Annotated in this window: 17 protein-coding genes; 2 read left to right on the plus strand and 15 right to left on the minus strand. The window is 31.7% G+C overall.

The window, feature by feature from the left end:
- Positions 1-112: 112 nt before the first annotated feature.
- The 3 genes from ATE84_RS04240 to ATE84_RS04250 form a co-directional block, all read right to left on the minus strand.
- Entirely contained in the window at positions 113-1,009 is an 897-nt protein-coding gene (locus ATE84_RS04240) for a hypothetical protein (RefSeq protein ID WP_143273568.1), read from the minus strand.
- Between the two features lie 233 nt (positions 1,010-1,242).
- Positions 1,243-1,779 (minus strand): DUF2199 domain-containing protein, encoded by a 537-nt coding sequence (locus ATE84_RS04245; protein WP_101446076.1) that lies wholly within the window; start codon positions 1,777-1,779, stop codon positions 1,243-1,245.
- Entirely contained in the window at positions 1,779-2,228 is a 450-nt protein-coding gene (locus tag ATE84_RS04250) for a hypothetical protein (RefSeq protein ID WP_101446077.1), read from the minus strand. Before ATE84_RS04250 ends, ATE84_RS04245 begins: the two co-directional genes overlap by 1 nt.
- A gap of 362 nt (positions 2,229-2,590) precedes the next feature.
- On the opposite strand from ATE84_RS04250, the gene ATE84_RS04255 reads away from it, so the two are divergent.
- Positions 2,591-3,262, plus strand: coding sequence for a hypothetical protein (locus ATE84_RS04255; RefSeq protein ID WP_143273569.1), 672 nt, complete (start codon positions 2,591-2,593; stop codon positions 3,260-3,262).
- Positions 3,263-3,577: 315 nt separating this feature from the next.
- On the opposite strand, the gene ATE84_RS04260 is transcribed toward ATE84_RS04255, so the two are convergent.
- From ATE84_RS04260 to ATE84_RS04290, 7 genes are all read right to left on the minus strand, one after another.
- A complete protein-coding gene (locus ATE84_RS04260; RefSeq protein ID WP_101446081.1) occupies positions 3,578-5,890 on the minus strand; it encodes a DEAD/DEAH box helicase in 2,313 nt (770 codons plus the stop codon).
- Positions 5,887-6,570, minus strand: coding sequence for a hypothetical protein (locus tag ATE84_RS04265; RefSeq protein ID WP_101446083.1), 684 nt, complete (start codon positions 6,568-6,570; stop codon positions 5,887-5,889). Before ATE84_RS04265 ends, ATE84_RS04260 begins: the two co-directional genes overlap by 4 nt.
- 226 nt (positions 6,571-6,796) lie before the next feature.
- On the minus strand, positions 6,797-7,891 hold the full coding sequence (locus ATE84_RS04270) for a hypothetical protein (protein ID WP_101446085.1): 1,095 nt from the start codon (positions 7,889-7,891) through the stop codon (positions 6,797-6,799).
- A gap of 612 nt (positions 7,892-8,503) precedes the next feature.
- Positions 8,504-9,265 (minus strand): DUF4272 domain-containing protein, encoded by a 762-nt coding sequence (locus ATE84_RS04275; protein WP_101446086.1) that lies wholly within the window; start codon positions 9,263-9,265, stop codon positions 8,504-8,506.
- A 154-nt stretch (positions 9,266-9,419) separates the two neighbouring features.
- Positions 9,420-9,905, minus strand: coding sequence for a hypothetical protein (locus ATE84_RS04280; protein ID WP_101446087.1), 486 nt, complete (start codon positions 9,903-9,905; stop codon positions 9,420-9,422).
- 193 nt (positions 9,906-10,098) lie between these two features.
- Positions 10,099-10,761 carry a CPBP family intramembrane glutamic endopeptidase gene (locus ATE84_RS04285; RefSeq protein WP_101446088.1) on the minus strand — a complete coding sequence of 221 codons (663 nt, stop codon included), beginning with the start codon at positions 10,759-10,761 and terminating at the stop codon, positions 10,099-10,101.
- 124 nt (positions 10,762-10,885) lie between these two features.
- Positions 10,886-11,722, minus strand: coding sequence for a LytTR family DNA-binding domain-containing protein (locus ATE84_RS04290; RefSeq protein WP_101446089.1), 837 nt, complete (start codon positions 11,720-11,722; stop codon positions 10,886-10,888).
- A 145-nt stretch (positions 11,723-11,867) separates the two neighbouring features.
- Here ATE84_RS04290 and ATE84_RS04295 point away from each other — a divergent pair, with 145 nt between their 5' ends.
- The gene (locus tag ATE84_RS04295; protein WP_101444842.1) at positions 11,868-12,866 is read left to right on the plus strand and encodes an IS1595 family transposase; all 999 of its coding nucleotides are present in this window, start codon (positions 11,868-11,870) and stop codon (positions 12,864-12,866) included.
- Positions 12,867-13,111: 245 nt separating this feature from the next.
- Here ATE84_RS04295 and ATE84_RS04300 read toward each other — a convergent pair whose 3' ends face one another.
- From ATE84_RS04300 to ATE84_RS04320, 5 genes are all read right to left on the minus strand, one after another.
- Positions 13,112-13,690: a tetratricopeptide repeat protein gene (locus tag ATE84_RS04300; protein WP_101446091.1), complete on the minus strand. Its 579-nt coding sequence runs from the start codon at positions 13,688-13,690 to the stop codon at positions 13,112-13,114.
- Positions 13,691-13,944: 254 nt separating this feature from the next.
- Positions 13,945-14,265, minus strand: a complete 321-nt coding sequence (locus tag ATE84_RS04305; protein ID WP_101446092.1) for a hypothetical protein — start codon at positions 14,263-14,265, stop codon at positions 13,945-13,947.
- A 53-nt stretch (positions 14,266-14,318) separates the two neighbouring features.
- Entirely contained in the window at positions 14,319-14,720 is a 402-nt protein-coding gene (locus ATE84_RS04310; RefSeq protein WP_101446094.1) for a hypothetical protein, read from the minus strand.
- A gap of 245 nt (positions 14,721-14,965) precedes the next feature.
- Entirely contained in the window at positions 14,966-15,430 is a 465-nt protein-coding gene (locus ATE84_RS04315) for a hypothetical protein (RefSeq protein ID WP_143273570.1), read from the minus strand.
- A complete protein-coding gene (locus ATE84_RS04320; protein ID WP_101446097.1) occupies positions 15,387-16,121 on the minus strand; it encodes a hypothetical protein in 735 nt (244 codons plus the stop codon). The genes ATE84_RS04315 and ATE84_RS04320 overlap by 44 nt, the downstream gene beginning before the upstream one ends.

The following is a 16,121-nucleotide window of genomic DNA, read 5'->3' on the forward strand; positions in this document are numbered from 1 at the left end:
CAACAGTCTTGTATATGAAAAGTAGCGCAGTAAAAAAGCGATAATTTTTGAATTATACACAAGCCGAACCTTTGTGTTAGCAATAACTCGCGCTATTTTTTATAGCCCACAGTTATTTTCCCGAAATCTTCATCACTTCCTCTAATAATGGTGGTAATCCGCTTGGGTTTATATTATCATTATTCCAAAAACTTAAAGTACAACTTACATAGTTGTCTCTTACTTTTTCTGAAATGTAGTAAATTGTTAAATTCTTTCCTCCCGACATTGAAGCCAAAAGAGAAGTTACTCCCGTAAAATCATAAGATGCTTTTTTGGCTTTTGTAGGAACGTTCTCAAATATAATATCAACTTCTTCTTCAGATACTACTTTTCCGCCATTCTTTATTTTAGTAGCTTTTAATTGGTTTTGGATTGATAAATCAGCACTCATCTTTGTTTTGTGAACAGACCAATTCATTTGTCCGTAATACGGACATTGTATATTATTAATGTTCATCCAATTACAATTACCGCCTAATTCAAGATCTCGTCCAGCAAAATTAATGTTGTCAGTTTTTATTGAGCTGAAACAAGTTTTTGGAATAGCATCATTTAAAATTAAATCAATCATTTTCCTTTCAAATTCTGGATTGCTTTTGTCGTAATAGCCAAACCAAAAAACAGAAATGCGATTGTCTTTGTTTTTAACGAAATAATTTATGCTAACAGAAACCAAACCATCTTCAAATTCCTCACGTTTGATTACTTTGTAATTGTCGAAATTCAGTTCTTTATCGGTTTTTTTTAAATCTTTCTTCTTGATTTTGTATTTGCGATACGCTTTTTTGAGATTTTTCTCGTTGAATTCTGAAGAAATATTTTGGTTAGTAAAATCAACGCCATCAACATTATAAAATGTGGTTCCGCTATTATGAATTGCTCGAAGTCGATTAAAGAGTTCTTCGTTTTGTCCGAAACTTGTTTGACTAACGATTAATAATATGAAAATTGATATTTGTTTTAGCATATATTCTGCGATTGTAAATGTATAGATAGGTTTCCCTTTTTCATAATTGTGTGTAACATTTAGCCATGCGTAGTGCGGGAGCAAAAAATCATAGATTTTCGAGCTAACACTTAGCCAAAGTTTATGTTTTGTTTTTATATTTTCTAAAATACTAAATTTAAATCTTTGGCGACAAACCAAATGAACAATAACATTTCGATTAAACCCTAATCCGCATTATCGCATAGGTGTTGTTACCCAACATTTTTTAGCATTTCATTTATCCGATTTTCCGCATCACTTTTTGAAATTCCGTTGTAATAATCTTTTACAAATGGATGGTCAAAATCTTCGTGAAGAAAAATTTCAGGTCTATCATTTCCGCTTTTTGTCATTACATCGCAAGGAATTGAAGATGTATCTCCATATTCAGGAACATTGCTACATAACCAACCAAAATACCCAGTTTCGTGATTCGGATTATTGTAATTTTCTTTATAATCTAAATAACTTTTTTCGCTTAATGAGACCCAAAGTCCATATTCCAGAGTTTCACAAGCGTCATTTACTTTTTGAGTAAGAGTTACTCTTATGAAACGGTCAATTTGGTCTTCGTAATGAATTTCGCAAAAGTCTGTGTTCAATTTTCCGATTTCGGATTTTTCATTGTCGGAAAGATTGTGATAATTAATGGGTGAACTAAAAGCTAAAGCAGGCCATTCCGAATGCACCTTTCCGCATTCAGGGCATTTAAATTCAGTTGATTTATTTTTCTTTCTTTTCCAGAACATTACTCAACGTTTTTTATTTCGCTTTTTATTTTTTCAATCCAGTTTTTGTCGGTAGATTCAACAATAATTGCTTTAAAATTATATCTTTCACTCTCAATTCCTACTCCTTTTAGATCGTCAATATGTAGGTCAAAATCAAATGCTGTTGGATATTTAGATGAGTTAATATTCCGAGATTTTAAGACTCTCCGATTTTCCTTTTCATTCACAATTCGACTGACTTTTATTCCGTAATATTTTAAAGTCCGTCTTATTTTTCTTTTGCTACGAAATGATGTAGTATAGATATGGATTTTGTGCCCTTGATTTTGTAAATCAGAAATTAACTCAGATGTTCCTTTTCGTATTTCTTCAATTCCAAAAAATTTAGCAATTCCACTTCTATTTTCAGTTTCAAATTCCTTTCCGTTCGGGATTAGTGTACTGTCAAGGTCAAAACTGATATTCATTTATTTAGATTCTATTTTTTTCAATGCCAATGATTTTTTCAAATGTTGGGTAACAATGGTATAAAGGATATATATCACATGTATTCTTATTTTTAAATTTGATCTTATATCAAACAATATCCATAATATATTTTACAAGCATTGTGGTTTTCCAAAGTTACCATTTGTTTTTTACCAAGCAACCTCTCGATTTCTACGGTAAAATTAATCACTACTATTTTTTACAGTTCCGAAAAATGAAACTGGCATAGTATATCATTGCACATAATTTATTAACTAATTACCTATTGTTATTATAAAGCAAACAATGGGTTTTCAAAACATGTTATACAATGTCTAAAGAAAATTATGACACCAAGTTGGTGCTGTTAGAATCGTTACCACAAGAAGAGGTAAAATCACCAACAATTCCTGTTGATGTATTTATGCAAGAAGCCGAAAACTTATTTGTATGGGCAGAGGAGGATAAAGAAACCTTACTTACCAGAGGATTAGATTGGCAGACGTATGCCGAAGATTTACCTACCCGAACCGGGGCATGTAGATATGCCCAGGCCGTTTGGATGAAAGAACGGTATAGCCAGGAAGAAGCAGCCAAGGCCTGGAGAGAAGAGTCTCCCAAAGCGTACGAATTTAGAAATGACCTGTTGGCCGATTTGCGGTTTGCGTTTCGCAAACGTTTGGATTTGTTAGCTCGTGTACGTGCGATTGCCGATGGAGAAGGCGATGCCGATATGATCCAGGATTTGATGGATATTAGTGTATTGGGCAAAGCCAATATAGTAGAGCTGGAAAAAGCAAAGTATGACCTTAGAAACTTTGATATTGCAGCCCAACAATCGGATGCCCTCGCAGAACTATTGGCCAAAGCCAATGGGGCGACCTTAGATAACTCTAAAGCCAAAGAAATACGGGATCGGGCCTATACCCACCTTAAGGAGGCTATAGACGAGCTTCGCGAAACGGGTAAATATGCGTTTAGAAAAGATCCCGAGCGTTATAAGGGATATATTAGCCGATACAAACGCAGATAATCTGTTACTATTACTAGCCCCCGCATAGGGTAGAGATCTCCGCGCAGCGAGGAAGGATCACTCTATTGCGGGGGTTTGTTTTATCCTTGCGGGGGAAGCTGCCGGTATGCCGATGGTCGATAAAAGTAGTGCGGGGAAGGAGTACACCTATACGCGGAAAGCTATCAGTATACCGATGGTCGATAAAAGTGGTGCGTGGGTGAGGTAAAGCTATGCGCGGGAGCGTTGATTTGTTATTTTGTTGAAGAAGTTTTTGAATATCTATCCATTATAGTACACTTTTGTGTAAACTTATTTTGGGACGAGATATACTTTTTAATTTTCATTTATAAACCTTTCTATTGATAGTCTCAATTCCTCTGGAACTGAATAAATAGAATTTTTAAATACTATTTCTTCAGAATCAATGGACTCTATATGTGGTTCTAATAATTCTATATCTTCAAATGACATCCCATATCTGAGCATCCAAATATGTCTCTCATTATCAGTTCCGTATCTAATGTACTTAGCTAGCTTTTCAGATCTTAAGTCCTGTGATTTCTCAAAATATTTCATAAACGAAGCATAGAATATATCACTTAGTTTAAAGCCTATCAGCTTATCAATGTAATCATAGGTATCATACATTATAAGATCATAGTCTACAGATGATGCTTTTGATCCTTTAGGATATATACTATAAACTCTATGGTTCTTATCAGGTATGTCATGATATCCAGTCAAAAATTCAGCTTCAATGTGATTAGTACTTTGTCCTATTTTTTCTAATCTGGATCTTTCATTAGTTTTACTAACATGTGAGTATCGGTACCAGCAAATATTTTTAAATGTTTTCCCATGAACTTTCCAGAGCATTATTTTAATTGCTGTATCTAAAACATTTCCTTCTCCATCTTCGAGGTTACGACCTAAGTATATTGAATACAGATGTCTGAAATATATATAAAGTTGTAGGCGATTTCTAGTATCTCGATTTAGTCTATTCAGTGGTACTATTTCATCATCACTGAAAAGAGAATTTAAAATTTTTATGACTACATCTTCTGTTGATTCTGATGATAATTTAGCTAAGTCTTTTTCTGTTAGATTGTACTCATCAGAATAAGTATCATTTAATATAGCCTCTTTAAAGTCATTATAATCATCATCTTTTTGTTCGGATTTTTCTAAAGAAGAAACATCATCCAATTCTTCGTCTTGGCTCATAATATTCCTGAAGCTGGACATTTTAGCGGCAGAGCTAACAATCACGTAACCATAATCAAATTTTTGTTGCACTGATGACCTACCCGCTCTTCCAATTAAATTTTTAACCGATAATGGTTTACTACTCTCCAGACGATCTAAAAAGACAACGTCAAACGGCATATTAATGCCTTGTTCTAATGTTGAAGTGGCAAAACAAATACGACATAATCCTTCTTGCGTGAAATTCTCAATTATTGATCTAGTTTGAAGCGGAAGCGATCCATGATGAATTACAATGCCTCTTTTTAATAATGCAATCAAGTGGGAATAATAATTCTTATCAGCGATTGAATCACCACCAGTGTATTCTTTTAGTTGCTCTATATATATATCAACTCTTTCATCTTCAATCTCGTTACATAAGTCAATATATTTCTTAAACCTAAAACGAAACTCATTGCTATATATTTTGCTTTTAGTGACATAGAATAATGCAGCTCCTCCATTTAGAATAGATTGTTCTATAGGATCAAATGAGCATTTTATTTTTCGATTACCCATTATCGATTTATCTATCCCAAAATGATAATAGTTCCATTCAGCATTCGAACATAAGAATATTTGTCCAACATTTTTTTGCTCGAATTGAATTGAACCAGATGTTTCAGGTAGGAAGTGGTTCTTTTTAATCTGCGATTCGGGGTTCTTTACGAACGGGTGAGCAAAAACAAATGATGCATCGGGGAAAGATTTTTGAGCTCGTCTAACAATACTATCAAAATACAAACCTCTTTTCGATTCCTCGTTACTGAGTTGCGCCTCATCAAAGAGAAAAAGGGCAACATTATACGAATTTTTGAATTTGAATAATTCTCTGCATCTTTCAGGAGTAACAATAAAAACGTTTCTATTTGAATGTTTAGTATTTATTTTATCAATAAAGGTCAATATGTTTACTGACTTATCTGCAATGAGTTCGTTGAGCTTAATAAAATATTCATTAATCAGAGCTCTAGAAGGCACTACAATAACTATGTCCTCTGTATTTTTTTGAATCAAATTCATAAAAACGAATGATTTACCCGTACTGGTAGGGGCAGAGAAGCTAAAGCATTTATTTGATTGAATACCTTTTATAATGTTTGCTTGTACAGGAGTGTACGTATATTCATATGTATCAGTTATATATTTTCTATACTGCCTGAATACAACCTCCTTTAGTGTCTTAGGTTCAATGTTTTTATAAAAGACTCCCATATAATTTAAAACCCTATCCTGATAAATTTCGAATTCTTCTGGATTGTATAATTTTAGATATGATAGAATTTCCATGTCCGTTGTAGAAACAGGTCCATTTTTATAAAGGTTTTCTAGAACATATGAAAACACACCATTGATGTTTTTCGATTCAATAATATTTGAAATGAGATTTTTCATACATTAACCGCTACACAAATTAATTCTTCAAAACCTATAAGCTTTTTGTAGTCATTATTGTTCTTGATTCCCCTTATAAGGCGATCTGTAGAAGTTGCTTTACTTGCGAACGAAGCAATAAAACCTTTTTTGCCTTTTGAATGATTGTTTAAAGATTCTTCGCAACAAAATTCCTTTATTTCTATTATGTCTGAGACATCTTGTTTTTGATTTTCAAATCTTGCGATTTGCTCAAAAGAAGCTCCATAAGCATTATCTCTTGAATTGAATTTTGCTTCCCCAAATAAAATTATTTTCCTCAAATTTTTAGAAAAAAAATCAAATCCATCATTCCCGACAGCTTGACTTTTGAAAAGTTCTGCTAAAGGGATGTTTAGATACCCCATTTCATTAATTACTGCTAATCTGGAAAGTTCCGAAACGACAATTTCTCCTGTATCTTTTGTTATTTCACTGTTTGATTTTGATATAATATTATTTGCTATATAATTAATGGTTTCAACAGCTCGAACCTCAAATGATTCTCTTGTATATTGTTTATCAAAATCACTAATCCAAGCAAGGTTTGACATAGATTTAAAAACGTCTCCTAGAGTCAAATTAATGTCTGTAGGTTCAATTCTAATGAACGTAATATGAGGCTCAATTTGTAGCTGATCTAATACTGTATATCCACTCATATTTCTTCTAGGTATTTAATTGCCTCTAACATCTCGGCTATGGTTAGTACGGGAATTAAAAGTGATGAACTTTCGATTAAGCACTTAGCCAAAACTTTTGTATTTTGATTTATCTTTTTCTTTATAAAGCCAAATCAAAAAGATTTGACGGACTTGAGTACAAGCTCTAAACTTTGGTTTAAGCATCGAAACCCGTATTAATTATAGCCACTGTTAACTGCTGGCTTTATTTTTCATTTCCACTATTTTCTGGCAATTTAAGTATCGATTCACCATCAGTTTCTATGAATTCTATTTTTTCTGAACTTTCCTGAATTGAAGTCACCAAATCAATTTCAGCTTGTTTTTCCTCCGTAACCTCTTCGTCTTTCTTTGGTTTTGGTAAAGGTTCAACTCTTATTTCTACATTAAACCCATTGTCAATTCTATTAGCTAGTTTATTGAGGGCAAATACAACGCCATTTTCAAGTTCGTTTTTTCTTCCATTGTCGCTTTTATAGTGTTCGTCAAGAACTTCCTTTGCAATTTTTTTAATTTCAGATTCCATCATTCCGTTAGCATATGAATCAACAGACTTAGTCTTAGCGGCAGGAACTCCTTTTTCACTAAGTTGGTTTCTTAAAACTTTAATTTCAAGTATTTGTTTATAATGATTAAGAATTCTTTCGGTGGCTTTGGATAATACATCTGCAACTTGTAGACCGATTATAACATATAGAAGAAAATCACTTGAAGAAATAGTTTTAATTTTGAATTCTTGTTTCTCTCCTTCTACAGCTTCTGAAATATGATTTAATATGAAGGTTAACTCCTTAATCTCATCTTTAAATGAAGAAAGTTTATTGTCAATGAACTCACGAGGGATAGTATAACCTAATTCGCATTGTCCTGGTTCAAGAATTTCTTCCTCAATTCCTAGTTCTTCAAATCCACTTAAAGTATTGGTTATTGCACTTTTGAATTGTTTGAAGTCATTATTTATTTCTTTAATATCTGCAAGTGCTTTTGCTGGAGTAATAGCGTTAGCAGATAAGATATTTTTTATTTTAGATTTAAGCTTAATTCCAAATAAATCATCAACTGCAATTTCATCTATTACTTGCTTCCAACTTGGAGAATATTTATTGTATTTAGATTTAGAAAGAGCTTGATATAAATTTTCAAGTGATTTTACAAGATTAGTTTGGTGAGAAGGCTGGTTTGGTTGACTTACTTGATTTTGTAGATGTATTTCTACTTGCTGTATTAAGTTGGCTTGGTTAATATTATCCAGTTCTTCTTGTAAGTCTAGTAAAATTCTGTGTAATCTTTCTATATTCATATTTTAGTTTTGATGGGATTGCAATTAACAACAGAATAAAGGATATATGTCCTTATATATTCCATGTATTATTATTTTTAATCTTATATCAAACTCATATTATGAGGTACAATATCCATGATTCATTGATAAAATGATTGTGGTAATCCACAATCACCATTTGTTTTTACCAAACAACCCCATTCTTCAACTCGTAAGAATTGAAGAATGGGGTTGTGTTTACTTGATAAATGTAATTATTATTATTGAGTATAAAAACCTCCTAAGCCATTACTTATTTTTTAACATACTATTAAAAATAGATAATGATGTAAATCTATTTTAGGGTTAAGTATAAATATGTAAACTTTTTTTAGGACGAGACACCCATAAAGTACCACACAAAATACAACCAATGTTCCATAATTTGGATGTAGGAATTTGTTTATTGTTTTATTAAGTTTTTGTTTTCTTACCTCTTTTTAAGAGTTATTGCCAACAGCTTGTATACGATATCGTAAGGAATTAAAACGCACTTACTTTTGGATTTAACGCATAGTCAAATTTATATGCACCAATTTGGGGTTTGGCATTTAGTCTTTATTATTTTACACGGTGTTGGCTATAATTATTTTACGTGCTTAAATCAGTGTCTTCCCAACTTATACCTTTAGATAACATCCAGGTCAAGGAATGTCTTCGTTCATGAATTACACCTCCATTTCCCATCGGATCAAAATCATTGGGAACTGTTTCACTACCCAATTGCGCACTTCTTACTGCATTATGTAGGCAATAAAATAAATCTTCTTTTTGCATCAACTTTTCTTCAGACAGGGTTTCTTTATCTTTAATCCAATCTTCTACACTTTCGTCTATAGGACAACTAAAATTTTTCAAAACATCTTGCATTTGATCTCCCGACATCATTTGTCCCGTAATATCAGGCTCTTTATATCCAAAAAACCAAGCTAAAGACCAAGCATTTTCGAATTTCCATCCAATAGAATTTCTTGCTTGTTCATCATCTCTTGATATATTGAGAATTTCTTTTTCTTCTTCGTCCATAAAATCCTTAAGATTATTTTTGTCTATGAAAGTCAGAATTTTATCACTTTCTAAATTGTCTTGGGGAACCATTAACCAAAGAACTAATGCTTTTATAGCGCTTAATCTTTGCGCGATTTCAATTGAAGGTCTTAGTTCTCGATCAAATTCTGTTGGTAAAGAGCTAGCTGGTTTAAATCCAGAGTCAAGACAAATAGATATATTTTCGAGTCTCAAATCTGTCATCCAAGGAACTTGTTTAAAAGGCTCTAAGTTATTCTCATTTTTAGTTTCTCGTTCGGATTCTTTATTTTCTTTTGAACCAAATATTTTTTTGAAAAAGCTCATATTTCTATTATTGTGTTTAATTGTAGCCAAGGTTATAAGTATGTGTCGTAGCAGAGCAAAATATTACCTAGCCATCGATTTTTTTTGCGCTGATTTTATAATTTCTCTCCATAAAACCTTTGTGCATAGTAAATATACAAGAACCTTTGGGTTATCACTTAACCGCTATGACATCATACTTGGTGTTATCATCATTTTTTAATTTTAAAAACCGAATCATTACATGCCAAAAACCGTAATAATCAAGTCTCTTATTGAGCCAGATATTAATAGGTTCTGAACTATGAATGTTTAAAGTCAATACTTCGTATTCAAACTTCCTATTCATTCGATCAGGTTGATTTCGTTTGGCTTTTTCCTTTTCCGTTTTTGGAACCTCAAAACCTTTGATTTGCTCAGCTGGAATAAAATTTAATACTTCCATTTTAATAGCAAGTTTTTTTGTTCCGATTATTACCCAATTCCCATTAGGGTGTCCGTACTTAACTATTGGTATTCCGAAATCAGTTATGTTTAAGGAGCTTTCAAATTCATTCTTAAAATCATCAGATAAATCATCATATAAAAATGAATAAATAGTGGGTATTCCATATTCGATAGCCTTATCGCTTATATTTTTTTTAATTTCCAAATCCGTCATATAAATTGATGCTAATGGTTTGGCTATGGCCCGTTTTAATGCGCTATAACTTTTGTTGGCAATAGTTATTTATTCTTCGATTTCCATATTAAATCCTTTTTTAAAAGCTTTTTTTTCAGGTTTAGTCAGTTTTCTTTTTTTAATTTCTTCCCAGAGTTTAGAAGCCTTTTTAATTGAAAATTGATTAGTATCGCTACGCCAAACCAAAGTAAATACAAATTAAAGCAATGGTGTTAAAAAAACCATGTACAGCAATAACAAACCACAAATCGTATTTACGCAAGTAGAATATCAGCGCTATCAGTGCTCCGGTAATCCAAGTAACAAGTTGTCCTGTAATGCCTTGTTGCCAATGCATGAAGCCAAAAAAACCAGTAACTAGGACAATATTAAGCACTATACTGATTTTGCTTTCTCCAAAGAATTTTACAAATTGTCGCATAAAATAACCGCGAAAGATTATTTCTTCTCCAAATCCAGCAGTAGCCCACACTATTAGCAAAGTGATTAATAAGGCAGGAAGATTTCCTTTTAATTCATCAAAACTTGAATAATCTATAGGAACTCCAGTTAGTTTTGTAATTACAGGAACCAATGCAAAGAAATAAAAAAGAAAGAGCCCTAGTGCAACTAATGGAGCAAATACAAAAATGTTTTTGGTTGTAAATTTTTCGCGTTGAAACCCAAGTTCTGAAAATGCTTTTCCTTTGTATTCTATGTAATTTGCTATAATGATTACTATTGAAGCAATAATATTTGGAAGGAAACTTAAATTAATTGGTCCAAACCATAAAAAGCATATGATTGCAAAGGTAATTGAAGGGATTAATATTTGACGTAAGGTGATTTTGTTCATTGTTTTTTGATTTTAAATTCTAAACGAAATAATGAACAAAATCCCTGAAAACCCCTTTAAACACTCATATTTTTACTGAGTGGTCGAAATTTATAACTGAATAGTCGGTAATTTTTGGCATCTTTTATTGAAACCAATCCATAAATGCTTTTCGCTTGTAACGACTGATATTGATTTCAGCAACCGTATCCCTTTTAATGAAAGATTTTAACCGAATACGCAACTTGCCATTTTCAATCTTTTCAATTAGGTCTACAGTGTCTTTGTGAATGATAATTTGCCGATTGGCTCTAAAAAACAATTGATCGTTTATTTTTTCTTCGAGCTCATTTAATGTAAAATCGGTGTTAATTGTTGTGCCATCATTTTGAACAGTATACACAATTTTGTTTTCGCTGTAAAAACACGCAATATTTTCATAGGTAAGCTTCGTCATTTTCGTGCCGCTGTCAATAGTAATTTCAGCATCTCTTATAGATAACTTATATAAACTGTATAGGTCTTGAGCATACAATAAACCTATGAGAATAAAACATAGCAATAAGGTAATTAGTAAACCAATTAATAAATAATAGAACACTGTCTGCCCGCCTACAACTTTATCTATAATAATATTTATAGGAATATACATGATTGTAATATATCCTAGAGTAGAAGCCATAAACCTTACAATAGCAGCAATTTCTACCTTTTTAGAGAAATGCTTTTTCTTGTAAAATTTAAAATTAAGATCTGCTATGATTCCAACGAGAATAGATAAAACAATAGTCGACATAAAACCTTCTATGGGAAATCTATACGATTCACTATCCAGAAAATTATCACTCGCAGCTAAATGATTTGCTACTAAAGAAAAAATGATCAATATAATTGCTTTCTGAGACCAACGCCATGCAGCGCTACTGATACATGTATGCGCTACTGTTTTTACTGTATTCTTGGTTGGTTGTGTGGTACTCATAAATTAGAAGCTCTTTTTTTATCAGATTCAAAAGTAGAGAATAATTTCTCTATAGAATTTTTGTCAAGAATATTGCTCGTCATTTATTAAATTGGCTAAGTTCTAATTAGAATATGTTTTATCTTTACTTTATAAAAACGGAGAAATGATACCAGAAGATTTTAGAGATTTTTTCATTAGTTCATCGGCTTTGGTTCAATCAGAAATTGTTTCCACATTATTGGAGATCTCTACTGAGGGTTCAGCCCTGATTGATAGCAATCAGAGTAAAGCCATAAGCTGTCCTCATTGTAAGTGCAATAAAATTAAGGCTAATGGTAAGCTCAAAGGAGTACAGCGCTATGTTTGTAATACTTGTCATAAAAACTTTAGTGAAACTACCGGTAAGTTCTGGTACAACCTCAAGAAGAAAGACAAAGTTAATCGTTATTTATTCTGTTTACTCTCTGGATATAGTATTCGCAAGAGTGCCAAAGAAACAGGGATTTCTATTCAGACTTCTTTTGATTGGAGGCACAAATTACTTGTCTCCTTTGGGAGCGTAAGTGTGGATGAATTCCAAGGAATCCTAGAGAGTGATGATCTTTTCTTTGCTTACTCTGAAAAAGGGAATCGAAATTTGGATCGTCCTGCTAGAAAACGTGGCGCAAAGGCAAGTAAAGCTGGTCTCAGTAATGAAAAAGTAGCTGTGATAGCCAGTTGTGACCGATCAGGGAACAAAGATTTCAAAGTAGCTACCAGAGGTCGCATTAGTAAAAGTGACTTGGAGACTATATTACAAGGGAAGTTGGCTAAAGTAGAAACCCTTTGTAGCGACAGTCACAGAAGCTATACTGCATTTGCAAAAGACAAGAAGGTAGCACACAAAAAATTTAATGCTTCGAAGGGTCAAAGAGCTGTTGACAAAATATATCACGTACAAAATGTGAATAATATGGATATGCGTCTAAGGAAATTTATGGAGCCCTTCAATGGAGTGGCAACAAAATACCTTCAGAATTATCTGAATTGGTTTTTAGTCTTAGAAAAAATAAAAAATTCAACCAGTAAAATGGCAACCGTAGCAGCTATAGCCTTTGCTTCCAATACTGCCTGGATGGAATTTAAAAACATAGTAGTAAATAATATGCTTTTTAGAACTTAGCCATTAAATTCAATCAAATTTTGACGTGTAATTGTAAAAAAAGTGAGCCTGATTAGGTAAAGATTACTTTGAAGAATATCCCTCGAATATTTTTACCAACAATGATATAAAGGATATATATCCTTTATATCACATGTATGGTTATTTTTAAATTTAATCTTGTATCAAACTCTTATTATTGAGGATAAAAAAACCTCCTAAGGTGTTCTTGTTTTTTAAATTACACTTTGTTATGTTTAGTGTTTTTAACCTAGTTCGTTATATTTTGGTCTTTTTCTTTTTCCAGAAACGACATCATTTATTAAAGAGTGAGCATTCTTATTTATTTCATCATTAGATTCCATTTCCATTGCTTTTTCAATATAAGTTATGGCTTCATCATCATTTCCTAATACCATCAAGTTCACAGCATGATTACAATAAAGCCCAGCGTCATTTGGTTCACGATTGATTGCTTCTTCAGAATATTTGACTGCTAATTTTACGTTGCCAAAATCCATTGCGGAAATTGAAGCTTCGCGTGGTAAGTCAGGATTTGTTTTTTCTATTCTAACCGCTATTTCGAAATGCTCTAAAGCCTTTTTATTTTCAGACATTGCTTGATAAACCTTTGCAATCAACCAATTTGTTTGCCAATGATTTGGTATTAAATTGAGGCATTCTGTATAATGTTTAATTGCTTTTTTAGCTTTTCTTTTATTCCAAAACCCTAATTTAGAATTGCTCTGGTCTTTGATTATCGTCAAACTTTCAGCTAATTCGTTCCCTTTTTCAAAGTTTGAATTAAAAATCGGAATTTTTTCTTCTGGTAATTCGTATTCCATTTATGCTTATTTTTAAATTCAATCTTGTATCAAACTATTATTATTGAGTATAAAAAACCTCCTAAGGCATTACTTAATTTTTAACATACAGTTTTAAAAACAGATAGAGATAGGTATCTATTTGAATTATCTAAGCAGTAATGCCACTAGCGAGAGCAATACTTTCCGATTGTTAAATGTATTAAAAAAGCGCAAACTTTGATGGTTTGCGCTTAATAAGCTATTTTTTATATATTTTGTTGGCAGTAGTTTTTTTATTCAATCAATTTAAGAGATTCAATAGTAATACCTTGCCCACAATATTCATTCGATTTCGTCCAGTTCAGTTTAACAGAAATAGGAAATTCTACAGTTTCTAAATTAATACCTGAATTTTGAGGTAGTTCAGAAAAGCGATTTTCAGATTCTTCTCCATCAATATCAATAATCCAACCTCCACAACAAGTACACAAAGTCATATCAAATCCAGAAATTAAAGCAGTTGATTCAAATTCTGGTTCATCATCATCACTATTACAACTTGTAAGAAATATTAATCCTAAAACTATTACCAATCCAATTTTTCCTATTTTCATAATTCTTTTTTTATGTTGTATTTATTAGATGCAGAAATAACCAAAGGGTTGTGTCAAATTACTGCCAACAATAATGTAAAGAATATATGTCCTTTATACTCCATGTGTTTTTTAATATGCTGTTGTATAGTTATATATAGTGTTAGTGGTTTTCTATTTTTATCACTCCTCTTTCTATATATCTTTAGAAGGTAATTTAGTTTTTGTGTACTTATATCGAGTTCGTTTATAAATATTTTTTCACTCCCATTTTTGTGGTCATAACTTAGATAATAATCACCAAATCTTCCTGAATAAGAAGGTTTAACAATTATATCTTCATTTTTTATTTCCGACCATTTTCTTACCTGACTCCCGTTAGAAACAATGCCATCGTCAGAAAGGATAAGTCGAGGGTTTTCATTTTTAGGAGATTTATAATAACTTCTTATTCCATAAATGGACAGAATAATCATTCCAATTCCTAAATAATAATTGTGATAGAAAAAAACATAAATTCCAAAACCAAAAAGTAAAATATAAGGTAGAATACCCTATTTACCTTTGAATAGTAGACATAAGTTTCTTTAGGCGCTTTCTTATTTTCAACAAATAAACTTTCTAGCATTTTTTAATGTTGTACAATGCCTACTATATTATTATGTAGCTATCCCGATAGGGTAAGGGTAGCTATTAATTATATAGATTGTTCTAAGCCGTTTTAATTGCGTGATTTTATTAATAGTAAAACATTCTTTTCCTTTAAGCATAAAATAGAATCTTTTACCTTATAAATGATTTTATATTTTTCTCCATTATCGATAATAAAATCATTTTCTATAATTGTTTTTGTTCTATCTCTGGATATTTTATAAGAATCAATTAAAACGCTATCATCCTCTAACTCTTTTCTTGAGTAAGTTAACATACTTTCTGCCTTTGCAATATCAACTTCTAATAAATCTAAACCTTTATTGTATCGTTCTATTTTTTTTATAAAGATGATATTATTACCAATTTTTTTAATTGATTCTCTATTATAAACAATATTCTCTTTTTTAGGAATTAGTTTACCAGAAGCCACTTCGTTAAAATCAAATTGACTACTACAAGAGGAAATAATTAATAAAATAAATAGAATACTATTTTTTCGTAAAAACAACATTATTTGGAATAATTTTTTCATCTCTTTTTTCTATTATTATTCTGATATGATTAGGGCGAGCTTTACTTTTTTTTGCTCGTTCCCAAATTGTATTTATAACTTTTTTTGTTAGTTTGTCAGAAGTATTAGTTGGTGAATTATTGTCATTAATGATACCAAAACATCCCTCGGAGGCTGAGATAGAATGACCATAATTTTCATTATCATAGCTGCCTCCTACATGAATCATAACACCTCTTGCAATATCTTCTTGGAATCGATAATCCAAAAGTAATCCATCAGGTCTAGCTTGTGCATGCATTTGCTCGGAACCTCTTTGCATTAATTTTATTGCAGGTGTATCATTCTTTTTAGGATAAGCACTCATATACTTTCCTGAATAATGATTTATTTTACCTTCTTTCGGCTCAAATGACATATTTGAAAGAATCATTGTTTTTCCTTTATCATTACCTGGTATAACAGCGGCAGCATCACGAGCAACCGAAAATTCCATTTTAAAACTAGCATCCTCATTATCGGTAACTATAGCTTTATATAAATCAATATCAACATATTGAAGTCCTCCACTATAAGAACCTATGATTTTTTGTTTTCCTGTTTTTCCTGTTTTTTGTTTGGTTATCCTTATAATAGGGTAGTCATCTAAAACCTCCAATTCTGCAGTTTTTATTATTCCAGCTACTTCTAATTTAAAAATATTCTTGCCCAT

The sequence above is a fragment of the Aquimarina sp. MAR_2010_214 genome, from assembly GCF_002846555.1.
Classification (GTDB): domain Bacteria; phylum Bacteroidota; class Bacteroidia; order Flavobacteriales; family Flavobacteriaceae; genus Aquimarina.